An 11,559-nucleotide genomic window follows, 5' to 3' on the forward strand; every position below is an offset into this window, starting at 1 on the left:
GCCCGGCCGAGAAGCCCGCCGCGGAGCGGTCCGCCGAGCGCCCCGGCGTCCCCGGAGTGCCCGCCCCGCCCGGCGCTCCCCCGGCCGGCGGCTCGCGCAAGGACGAACCGGCCGCCCGGCTGAACCCCAAGTACCTGTTCGACACCTTCGTCATCGGCGCCAGCAACCGCTTCGCGCACGCGGCGGCGGTGGCCGTCGCCGAGGCCCCGGCCAAGGCGTACAACCCGCTCTTCATCTACGGCGAGTCCGGGCTGGGCAAGACCCACCTGCTGCACGCCATCGGGCACTACTCGCGCAGCCTCTTCCCGGGCACCCGGGTGCGCTACGTGTCCTCCGAGGAGTTCACCAACGAGTTCATCAACTCGATCCGGGACGGCAAGGCGGACACCTTCCGCCGCCGCTACCGGGACATGGACATCCTGCTCGTGGACGACATCCAGTTCCTGGCGAGCAAGGAGTCCACCCAGGAGGAGTTCTTCCACACCTTCAACACCCTCCACAACGCGAACAAGCAGATCGTCCTGTCCTCGGACCGGCCGCCCAAGCTGCTGACCACGCTGGAGGACCGGCTGCGCAACCGCTTCGAGTGGGGGCTGATCACCGACGTCACCCCGCCGGAGCTGGAGACCCGGATCGCGATCCTGCGCAAGAAGGCGATCCAGGAACAACTCAACGCCCCCGCCGACGTGTTGGAGTTCATCGCGTCCCGGATCACCCGCAACATCCGGGAGTTGGAGGGCGCGCTGATCCGGGTCACCGCCTTCGCCAACCTCAACCGGGCCCCGGTGGACCTGGAGTTGGCCGGGATCGTCCTCAAGGACCTGATCCCAGGCGGGGACGAGGACGCCGGCCCGGAGATCACGGCGCAGGTCATCATGCAGCAGACCGCCGCGTACTTCGGCCTGAGCGTGGACGACCTCTGCGGCTCCTCGCGCAGCCGGGTGCTGGTGACGGCCCGGCAGATCGCCATGTACCTGTGCCGGGAGCTCACCGACCTCTCGCTGCCGAAGATCGGCGCGCAGTTCGGCGGCCGCGACCACACCACGGTGATGCACGCGGACCGCAAGATCCGCTCGCTGATGGCCGAGCGGCGCTCCATCTACAACCAGGTCACCGAACTCACCAACCGCATCAAGAGCTAGCGTCACGGCGCGAGTTGGGTGCCGTCGGCCGCGAAGCCCGGCCCCGGCACCGGGACGGGCCCCGAAGGGCGTCAGGAGCGATCCTGACGCCCTTTCGCCGTTTCCACAGGTGTGCGTCGCGCCTCGGCTGGGCAGGGATCCGCTCGACGGACGTTCCACCAGTCCACAGCCCGCGCCGAACAACTGAGCGGTGATTCGAAAACCGAGGGCGCGCAGGGCCGTTGTCCACAGGACGGGCCCCTTCTGCACGGTCCACAGGCCGGGGAGTCCGGAGTTATCCAGAATTCGTCCACAGGCCCGTCGCCGCTACGCTCTTCCGCGCAGGTCAGGTGCCTGTGGACTTGTGCACAACGGTTATCCACAGGGTGTGGACAATTGACGGGCCACCAGTGGGCCATCCGGGTTATCCACCGGTTGTCCCCAGGGGCGGGGCGGTTATCCCCAGGTTGTCCACAGCTGGGTCCACAGTTCGACAACCTTGTGCCGCCGTTCATACCCTGGTGTGAAAGGCGTCACGAAAAGTTGACCGGCGCCCGTGGATAACCGGGCCCGGATCTGGGGACAGCCCTGGGGATAACCTGTGGATACCCTGCGTGCCCTGTGGGTAACGCTCGGCTGTCCACAGCGCGCTCTCCCCGTCCACAGCCGCCGTCCACACCCACTGTGGACAAAATTTGGGCGCTGACCTGCGGAAACGGGGTTATCCACGGTTTCCACAGGCCCTACTACTACCGCTACACAGTTAGACCGTGAACCTGCTTTCAAAGTGGGTGGGCCCGAAATCTGTGGACAACCGCTCCCAGACATCTGTTCGGTTTGCTTCCGCCCGTCTGCCCCGTCTGTCGGCGGAGTACGTCAGACTGTCCTTTGCGACTGGAAGCGGAGTGGTAGAGCTCGGCGGACAGGCGGACCGACGATCAAGATCAGACGAACCAGAGTGCGAGCGGGAGCGCTCGATCCAGGAGGCGGTTACCGGTGAAGTTCCGGGTGGAGCGTGACGTCCTCGCGGAGGCGGTGGCCTGGGCTGCTCGCAGCCTCCCGGCACGGCCGCCGGTGCCGGTGCTGGCCGGCCTGCTGCTGACCGCGCAGGAGGGCAGCCTGGCGCTGTCCGGCTTCGACTACGAGGTCTCGGCCCGGGTCGAGCTGGAGGCGGACATCGAGGAGGCCGGCACCGTCCTGGTCTCCGGTCGCCTGCTCAACGACATCTCGCGGAACCTTCCCAACAGGCCGGTGGAGATCTCCACCGACGGCCAGCGGGTCAGCGTGGTCTGCGGCAGCTCCCGCTTCACCCTCCCCACCCTGCCCGTGGACGAGTACCCGGCCCTGCCGCAGATGCCGACCGCTACCGGCACCGTCTCCGGTGACGTCTTCGCCTCCGCGGTCAGCCAGGCCGCCGTCGCGGCCGGCCGGGACGACACCCTGCCGGTGCTCACCGGTGTCCGGGTCGAGATCGAGGGCGACCGGATCACCCTGGCCGCCACCGACCGCTACCGCTTCGCCGTCCGCGACCTGCTGTGGAAGCCCGAGCAGTCGGACATCTCCGCGGTCGCGCTCGTCCCGGCCAAGACCCTCCAGGACATCGCCAAGTCCCTGGGCAGCGGTGACACCGTCTCCATCGCGCTCTCCTCGGGTGGCGCGGGCGAGGGCCTGATCGGTTTCGAGGGCGCCGGCCGCCGCACCACCACCCGGCTGCTGGAGGGCGAGTTCCCCAAGTTCCGCAGCCTCTTCCCGACCGAGTTCAGCGCGGTCGCCGCGATCCAGACCCAGCCCTTCCTGGAGGCGCTCAAGCGCGTCTCGCTGGTCGCCGAGCGCAACACCCCGGTCCGGCTCAACTTCGAGCAGGGCGTGCTGACCCTGGAGGCCGGCTCGGGTGACGACGCCCAGGCCACCGAGCGGGTCGAGGCAGACCTCGAGGGCGACGACATCTCGATCGCCTTCAACCCGGGCTACCTGGAGGAGGGCCTCAAGGCCATCGACTCCCCCTTCGCCCAGCTGAGCTTCACCACCCCGACCAAGCCGGCCCTGCTGAGCGGCAGGGTCTCGGTGGACGCCGAGGAGGACAAGGCGTACCAGTACCTGATCATGCCGGTCCGCCTCTCCGGCTGATCCCCGGCCAGGTCGGTCATCCACAGGCTGTGCACACCCGCTGTGCACAGCCTGTGGACGTCTCCCCCGGTCGGCCCGGCAGCGCGGAGCCCGGATCCGCCGGAAGCGTAGGCTCGGGGAAGTGCGGCAACGGCGCCGCCGCCAGGCACGTCCCCACAGTAAGGATTTGGTCATGGAGCTCGGCCTCATCGGTCTCGGCAAGATGGGCGGCAACATGCGCGAGCGGATCCGCCGCGCCGGCCACACCGTCATCGGATTCGACCGCAACCCGGAGATCTCCGACGTCGAGAGCCTGCAGGAGCTCGTCACCAAGCTCCAGGGCCCGCGCGTGGTCTGGGTGATGGTCCCGGCCGGTGCCGCGACCCAGGCGACCGTCGACGAGCTCGCCGAGCTGCTCTCCCCCGGTGACGTCGTGGTCGACGGTGGCAACTCCCGCTGGACCGACGACATCAAGCACGCCGAGACGCTGGCGGCCAAGGGCATCGGCTTCGTCGACTGCGGCGTCTCCGGCGGCGTCTGGGGCCTGGAGAACGGCTACGCGCTGATGTACGGAGGCGACGCCGAGCACGTCGCCCGCGTCCAGCCGGTGTTCGACGCGCTCAAGCCCGAGGGCGACTTCGGCTCGGTGCACGCGGGTGCGGTGGGCGCCGGCCACTTCGCCAAGATGGTCCACAACGGCATCGAGTACGCGATGATGCAGGCCTTCGCCGAGGGCTGGGAGCTGCTGGAGGCCGCCCCCGAGGTCACCGACGTGCGCGAGATCTTCCGCAGCTGGCAGGAGGGCACCGTCATCCGCTCCTGGCTGCTGGACCTGGCCGTCCGCGCCCTGGACGAGGACGAGCACCTGGACAAGCTGCGCGGCTGGGCCGCCGACTCCGGCGAGGGCCGCTGGACCGTCGAGGCCGCGATCGACCACGCCGTGCCGCTGCCGGCGATCACCGCCTCGCTGTTCGCCCGTTTCGCCTCCCGCCAGGACGACTCCCCGCAGATGAAGATGATCGCCGCGCTGCGCAACCAGTTCGGCGGCCACGCGGTCGAGTCCAAGTAACCGACCCGGCCGGGGCCCGGGGGTCGTCCCCCGGGCGGCCACAGACACAGAAGGCGGGCGCAGTCCACAGCCATGCACGTCGCGCACCTGTCGCTCGCCGACTTCCGGTCGTACGCCCGGGTCGAGGTTCCCCTCGACCCGGGCGTGACGGCCTTCGTCGGGCCCAACGGCCAGGGCAAGACCAACCTGGTCGAGGCGATCGGCTACGTCGCCACCCTGGGCAGCCACCGGGTCGCGACCGACGCCCCGCTGATCCGGCTGGGCACCGAACGGGCGGTCATCCGCACCTCGGTGGTGGACCGCGGCCGCTCCACCCTGATCGAGCTGGAGCTCACGGCCGGCAAGGCCAACCGGGCCCGGATCAACCGCTCCGACAACGTCCGCCCGCGCGACGTGCTGGGCCTGCTGCGCACCGTGCTGTTCGCCCCCGAGGACCTCAGCCTGGTCAAGGGCGACCCGGGCGAGCGCCGGCGCTTCCTGGACGAGCTGCTGACCGCCCGGGCACCCCGGCTGGCCGGGGTCCGGCAGGACTACGAGCGGGTGCTCAAGCAGCGCAACGCCCTGCTGAAGACCGCCGCGATGGCCCGCCGGGCCGGCGGCGGCAAGGGCGCCGACCTGTCCACCCTGGAGGTCTGGGACGGCCATCTGGCCCGCGCCGGAGCCGAGTTGACGGCCTTCCGGATCCAACTGGTGGCCGCCCTGCAGCCGTTGGTGACGGCCGCGTACGGCCGGGTGGCCCCGGGCGGCGGCGAGACCACGCTGGAGTACCGCAGCTCCTTCGAGGGCGAGCTGCCGACCAGCCGGGAGCAGGCCGAGGAACAGCTGCTGGCCGCGCTGCAGACGGTCCGCAAGCAGGAGGTCGAGCGGGGGATCACCCTGGTCGGCCCGCACCGCGACGAGCTGGTGCTCAAGCTGGGCCCGCTGCCCGCCAAGGGCTACGCCAGCCACGGTGAGTCCTGGTCGTTCGCGCTGGCGCTGCGGCTGGCCTCGTACGAGCTGCTGCGCGCCGACGGCGGCGAGCCGGTGCTGGTCCTGGACGACGTGTTCGCCGAGCTGGACGCGGCCCGCCGGGACCGGCTGGCCGAGCTGGTGGCCGACGGCGAGCAGGTGCTGGTGACGGCGGCGGTGGCCGAGGACGTGCCGAAGGCGCTGGCCGGCGCCCGGTTCGCGGTCTCCGACGGCGCCGTCCGCCGGATCGACGCCTGATCCCCTCCCAGCCACACCACGGCACTGCAGGTGCCGACGTCCGGCGTCCGCGCACTCCCGTAGGCTGGACGGCTCATCGGGTTGTCCACAGGCTGGGGAAAGGAGATCGCCATGAGCGAGTCGGCGGAGACCTCCCCCGGCCCCGGCGCCGCCGAGCCCACCGGTGCCGACCTCGCCCGGTCCGCCCTGCGGGCCGCCCGCGCCCAGGCCCGTCAGCGCGGTGAGCAGGTCCAGCAGAAGCGCGAGGCGAAGCGGCACGGGCTGCGCAGTGGTGCCCGTTCGGACGGCCGCGACCCGGTGCCGCTGGGCGCGGCGCTGAACCGGCTGCTGACCGAGCGCGGCTGGGAGTCCTCGGCCGCGGTCGGCGGCGTGATGGGCCGTTGGCCGCAGATCGTCGGCCCGGACATCGCCGCGCACTGCCACCCCTCCTCCTACGACGAGGCCGCCGCGGTGCTCACCGTGCAGTGCGACTCCACCGCCTGGGCCACCCAACTGCGCTGGCTGGCACGGCAGTTGGTGGCACGTCTGAATCACGAGCTGGGCCACGGCACGGTCCGCACCATCAAGGTGCTGGGCCCGGCCGCGCCAGCCCGCGGCTACGGCCGGCTGCGCGCGCCGGGCAGCAAGGGCCCGGGCGACACCTGGGGCTGAGCCCGGCCGGCGCCGGTCGGCCCCGGCCGGGATCGGAGCACGATCTTCCGGAACCCCTGACGGCCCTTCCAGGCGCCTCAGGCCCCCCGGGCGAGTATCGGGACTCGTGCCGAGGGGATTCAGGGCGGCATATCTGCCTTCAAGGGCTGCCAAACGCCCATCTCTGTCAGTCGTACCGGTAGACTGAAAGCCAAACACTGTTGCTAGTGGCAACCGAGTCGAAACGCCGTGGTCGCACGCCCGCCCGCACGGGGTGGGAATGCGGCCCGTGCTGTGCCAGAGAGGGCGCTTCGTGGCCGATTCCGGCAACCCCAGCCAGACCCCAGACCAGACCGAGCAGGCTTCCTACACCGGTAGCAACATCCAGGTGCTGGAAGGCCTCGACGCCGTCCGCAAGCGCCCCGGCATGTACATCGGTTCCACCGGCGAGCGCGGCCTGCACCACCTGGTGCAGGAGGTCGTGGACAACTCCGTCGACGAGGCGATGGCGGGGTACGCCGACACCATCGACGTCACGATCATGGCCGACGGCGCGATCCGCGTCGTCGACAACGGCCGAGGCATCCCGGTGGACATCGTCCCCGGCCAGGACAAGCCCGCCGTCGAGGTCGTGCTCACCGTCCTGCACGCCGGCGGCAAGTTCGGCGGCGGTGGCTACGCCGTCTCCGGCGGTCTGCACGGCGTCGGCGTCTCCGTGGTGAACGCGCTGTCCACCAGGCTGTCGGTGGAGATCCACAAGGACGGCAGCGTCTGGACCCAGGACTACAAGATGGGTGCCCCGGCCACCCCCCTGGCCAAGGGCGCGGAGACCGACCGCACCGGCACCACGGTCACCTTCTGGGCCGACGGCGACATCTTCGAGACCACCGTCTACTCCTTCGAGACGCTCTCCCGGCGCTTCCAGGAGATGGCCTTCCTCAACAAGGGCCTGTCGATCTCGCTGACCGACGAGCGCCCCGAGCACGTGGACGAGGAGGGCAAGCCGCTCACCGTCACGTACAAGTACGACGGCGGCATCGCCGACTTCGTCGCCCACCTCAACTCCCGCAAGGGCGACGTCATCCACCCCTCGGTGATCGACTTCGAGGCGGAGGACAAGGACAAGGCGATCTCGGTGGAGATCGCGATGCAGTGGAACTCCTCCTACACCGAGGGGGTCTACAGCTTCGCCAACACCATCCACACCCACGGCGGCGGCACCCACGAGGAGGGTTTCCGCGCCGCGCTGACCGGCCTGGTCAACCGCTACGCGCGGGACAAGAAGCTGCTCCGCGAGAAGGACGACAACCTCTCCGGCGAGGACATCCGCGAGGGTCTGACCGCGATCATCTCGGTCAAGCTCGGCGAGCCGCAGTTCGAGGGCCAGACCAAGGACAAGCTCGGCAACACCGAGGCGAAGACCTTCGTCCAGAAGGTCGTCCACGAGCACCTCAACGACTGGATGGACCGCAACCCCACCGAGGCCGCGGACATCATCCGCAAGTCCATCCAGGCCGCCACCGCGCGCGTCGCCGCCCGCAAGGCCCGCGACCTCACCCGCCGCAAGGGCCTGCTGGAGTCCGCCTCGCTGCCGGGCAAGCTCTCGGACTGCCAGTCCAAGGACCCGTCCGAGTGCGAGATCTTCATCGTCGAGGGTGACTCCGCCGGCGGCTCGGCCAAGCAGGGCCGGGACCCGCGCACCCAGGCCATCCTGCCGATCCGCGGCAAGATCCTGAACGTCGAGAAGGCCCGGATCGACAAGGTGCTGCAGAACACCGAGGTCCAGGCGCTGATCTCGGCCTTCGGCTGCGGCATCCAGGAGGACTACGACGAGTCCAAGCTGCGGTACCACAAGATCGTCCTGATGGCGGACGCCGACGTCGACGGACAGCACATCCGCACCCTGCTGCTGACCCTGCTGTTCCGCTTCATGCGGCCGCTGGTCGAGTCCGGGTACGTCTACCTCGCCATGCCGCCGCTGTACAAGATCAAGTGGGGCAAGGACGACTTCGAGTACGCCTACTCGGACCGCGAGCGCGACGCGCTGATCGCCGCCGGCGTCGAGGCCGGCCGCCGCCTGCCCAAGGACGACGCGATCCAGCGCTTCAAGGGTCTCGGCGAGATGAACGCCGAGGAGCTCCGGGTCACCACCATGGACGCCGAGCACCGGCTGCTGCTCCAGGTCACCCTGGAGGACGCCGCCCGCGCCGACGAGCTGTTCTCCGTGCTGATGGGCGAGGACGTCGAGGCCCGCCGCTCCTTCATCCAGCGCAACGCCAAGGACGTCCGCTTCCTGGACGTGTGACGCCTGCGACCCAGGCCCCGCACGTACCAGTCCGCGTGAAAGGAAACTGACCACCAGTGGTCGACGACAACCGTCCCGAAGGCGAACAGCCCGAGACTCCCGAGACCCCCGCGGCCACCACCCAGGTGACCATGCGGATCGAGCCGGTCGAGCTCGAGACAGAGATGCAGCGCTCGTACCTCGACTACGCGATGAGCGTGATCGTCAGCCGGGCGCTCCCCGAGGTCCGCGACGGCCTCAAGCCGGTGCACCGCCGCGTGCTCTACGCGATGTACGACGGCGGGTACCGCCCTGAGAAGGGCTACTACAAGTGCGCCCGCGTCGTCGGCGACGTCATGGGCAACTACCACCCGCACGGCGACACCTCGATCTACGACACCGTGGTCCGGCTGGCCCAGCCGTGGTCGCTGCGGATGCCGCTGGTGGACGGCAACGGCAACTTCGGCTCCCCGGGCAACGACCCGGCCGCGGCCATGCGCTACACCGAGTGCAAGATGATGCCGCTGGCCATGGAGATGATGCGCGACATCGACGAGGACACCGTCGACTTCGCCGCCAACTACGACGGCCGCTCGCAGGAGCCGACCGTCCTGCCCGCGCGCATCCCCAACCTGCTGGTCAACGGTGCCACCGGCATCGCGGTCGGCATGGCCACCAACATCCCGCCGCACAACCTGCGCGAGGTCGCCTCCGGCGCGCTCTGGGCGCTGGAGAACCCCGAGGCCTCCGCCGAGGAGCTGCTGGAGGCCCTGATCGAGCGGATCAAGGGCCCCGACTTCCCCACCGGCGCGCTGATCGTCGGCCGCCGCGGGATCGACGACTACTACCGCACCGGCCGCGGCTCGGTCACCATGCGCGCCGTGGTCGAGGTCGAGGAGATCCAGGGCCGCCAGTGCCTGGTCATCACCGAGCTGCCCTACCAGGTCAACCCGGACAACCTCGCGCTGAAGATCGCCGACCTGGTCAAGGACGGCCGGATCGCCGGCATCGCCGACGTCCGCGACGAGTCCTCGTCCCGCACCGGCACCCGCCTGGTGGTCGTGCTCAAGCGCGACGCGGTCGCCAAGGTCGTGCTCAACAACCTGTACAAGCACACCGAGCTGCAGACCAACTTCGGCGCCAACATGCTGGCCCTGGTCGACGGCGTGCCGCGCACCCTGTCGCTGGACGCCTTCATCCGGCACTGGGTCAACCACCAGGTCGAGGTCATCGTCCGGCGCACCACCTTCCGGCTGCGCAAGGCCGAGGAGCGCGCCCACATCCTGCGCGCGCTGCTGAAGGCCCTGGACCTGATCGACGAGGTCATCGCGCTGATCCGGGCCTCGGCCAGCGCCGACGCCGCCCGCACCGGCCTGATGGGCCTGCTGGACATCGACGAGCTCCAGGCCAACGCGATCCTGGAGATGCAGCTGCGCCGGCTGGCCGCCCTGGAGCGCCAGCGGATCATGGACGAGCACGACGAGCTGCAGCGCAAGATCGACGAGTACAACGCGATCCTGGCCTCGCCGACCCGTCAGCGCGAGATCATCTCCGAGGAGCTCACCGCGATCGTCGAGAAGTACGGCGACGAGCGGCGCTCGACCCTCATCCCCTCGGACGGCGACCTCTCCATCGAGGACCTCATCGCCGAGGAGGACATCGTCGTCACGATCACCCGTGGCGGCTACGTCAAGCGGACCCGCTCCGACCTCTACCGCTCGCAGAAGCGCGGCGGCAAGGGCGTGCGCGGTGCCCAGCTGAAGCAGGACGACATCGTCGACCACTTCTTCGTGACGACGACCCACAACTGGATCCTGTTCTTCACCAACAAGGGCCGGGTCTACCGCGCCAAGGGCTACGAGCTGCCGGACGCCGGGCGCGACGCCCGCGGCCAGCACGTGGCCAACCTGCTGGCCTTCCAGCCGGAGGAGCACATCGCCCAGGTGATGGCCGTCCGCACCTACGAGGACAAGCCGTACCTGGTCCTCGCCACCCGGGCCGGCCTGGTGAAGAAGTCCCCGCTGAAGGACTACGACTCCCCGCGCTCCGGCGGCCTGATCGCGATCAACCTGCGCCAGGACGAGGAGGGCCAGGACGACGAGCTGATCGGCGCCGAGCTGGTCTCCTCCGAGGACGACCTGCTGCTGGTCTCCAAGAAGGCCCAGTCGATCCGCTTCACCGCGACCGACGACGCGCTGCGCCCCACCGGCCGCGCCACCTCCGGAGTCAAGGGCATGGCCTTCCGCGAGGACGACGAACTGCTCTCGATGAACGTCGTCCGTCCGGGTACCTACGTGTTCACCGCCACGGACGGCGGGTACGCCAAGCGAACGGCCGTGGACGAGTACCGTGTCCAGGGACGCGGCGGCTACGGCACCAAGGCGGCGAAGATCGTCGAGGGCCGGGGCTCGCTGGTCGGCGCACTCGTGGTCGACGACAGCGACGAGATCATGGCGATCACCCTGTCGGGTGGGGTGATCCGCACGAGGGTTTCCGAGGTTCGTGAAACCGGACGTGACACCATGGGCGTCCAACTGATCAACCTCGGAAAGCGCGACGCGGTCGTGGGCATGGCCCGCAACGCGGAGGCCGAGGACGAGGAGACGGCGGAGGACGAGGTCGCCGGCACCGAGTCCACCGAGACGGCCGAAGGTACGGAGACGGCGGTCGGCGGCGACGCCGAGGTCTGAACCGAACCGCGGACCGGTGCCGTCGCGTCCAGAGAAGAGGACGCGGCGGCACCGGACGCCGACCAGTACCGGGCAATCCCGCCGGGCGCTGGATGACGAGTGACGGATCAGGGCGCCGCCCTGGTGGGAAGTGCGGGAGGACCAGGTGAGTGGAGCCACGGGTGCTGCGGGAGGACCCTCCGGCGGCCGTCCGGGCGCGCAGGGCGGGGGGTCGTACGGCGTGCCAGGACAGCCGCCGACCGAGCACTCGGCCGCGTCCACGTCGCTGATGCCGCCGGTCGGTGGAGCGGGCCAGGCCGGTGCGACCTACGGGGGCCAGACCCCGCCCCCCTCCGGCAGCCCGGCCGCCGGACAGAGCGGCTTCTCGCCGCCGACCACGTACGCCAAGGGCCAGCCGACCCCGCCCCGGGGCACCCGGACCAGCGGCAACACCCCGGCCGGCGGCACCCCGGT

General features: G+C 70.2%; 7 protein-coding genes and 1 pseudogene. All 8 read left to right on the forward strand.

Annotation, left to right across the window (positions count from 1 at the left end):
- Nucleotides 1-1,142, forward strand: a 1,142-nt coding sequence (dnaA, locus tag BG452_RS20175) for a chromosomal replication initiator protein DnaA (RefSeq protein ID WP_223242482.1), incomplete at its 5' end; no start/stop codon positions are given.
- A gap of 975 nt (nucleotides 1,143-2,117) precedes the next feature.
- Nucleotides 2,118-3,248, forward strand: coding sequence for a DNA polymerase III subunit beta (dnaN, locus tag BG452_RS20180; RefSeq protein ID WP_188305736.1), 1,131 nt, complete (start codon nucleotides 2,118-2,120; stop codon nucleotides 3,246-3,248).
- A 121-nt stretch (nucleotides 3,249-3,369) separates the two neighbouring features.
- Nucleotides 3,370-4,296 carry a phosphogluconate dehydrogenase (NAD(+)-dependent, decarboxylating) gene (gnd, locus tag BG452_RS20185; RefSeq protein WP_411292975.1) on the forward strand — a complete coding sequence of 309 codons (927 nt, stop codon included), beginning with the start codon at nucleotides 3,370-3,372 and terminating at the stop codon, nucleotides 4,294-4,296.
- 72 nt (nucleotides 4,297-4,368) lie between these two features.
- Nucleotides 4,369-5,502, forward strand: coding sequence for a DNA replication/repair protein RecF (gene recF, locus BG452_RS20190; protein WP_188305738.1), 1,134 nt, complete (start codon nucleotides 4,369-4,371; stop codon nucleotides 5,500-5,502).
- A gap of 111 nt (nucleotides 5,503-5,613) precedes the next feature.
- Nucleotides 5,614-6,153 carry a DUF721 domain-containing protein gene (locus BG452_RS20195; RefSeq protein ID WP_188305739.1) on the forward strand — a complete coding sequence of 180 codons (540 nt, stop codon included), beginning with the start codon at nucleotides 5,614-5,616 and terminating at the stop codon, nucleotides 6,151-6,153.
- 268 nt (nucleotides 6,154-6,421) lie between these two features.
- A complete protein-coding gene (gene gyrB, locus BG452_RS20200) occupies nucleotides 6,422-8,437 on the forward strand; it encodes a DNA topoisomerase (ATP-hydrolyzing) subunit B (RefSeq protein WP_188305740.1) in 2,016 nt (671 codons plus the stop codon).
- Nucleotides 8,438-8,568: 131 nt separating this feature from the next.
- Nucleotides 8,569-11,106, forward strand: a complete 2,538-nt coding sequence (gene gyrA / locus BG452_RS20205) for a DNA gyrase subunit A (RefSeq protein ID WP_188305741.1) — start codon at nucleotides 8,569-8,571, stop codon at nucleotides 11,104-11,106.
- Nucleotides 11,107-11,326: 220 nt separating this feature from the next.
- Nucleotides 11,327-11,559: pseudogene (locus tag BG452_RS20210) on the forward strand (hypothetical protein); the annotation flags it as partial.

Source organism: Streptomyces sp. CBMA123, assembly GCF_014596465.1.
GTDB lineage: Bacteria > Actinomycetota > Actinomycetes > Streptomycetales > Streptomycetaceae > Kitasatospora.

Coding starts and splice junctions, on each gene's coding strand:
- recF (WP_188305738.1), top strand. CDS start 4,369: ATGCACGTCGCGCACCTGTCGCTCGCCGACTTCCGGTCGTACGCCCGG.
- BG452_RS20195 (WP_188305739.1), top strand. CDS start 5,614: ATGAGCGAGTCGGCGGAGACCTCCCCCGGCCCCGGCGCCGCCGAGCCC.
- gyrA (WP_188305741.1), top strand. CDS start 8,569: ATGCGGATCGAGCCGGTCGAGCTCGAGACAGAGATGCAGCGCTCGTAC.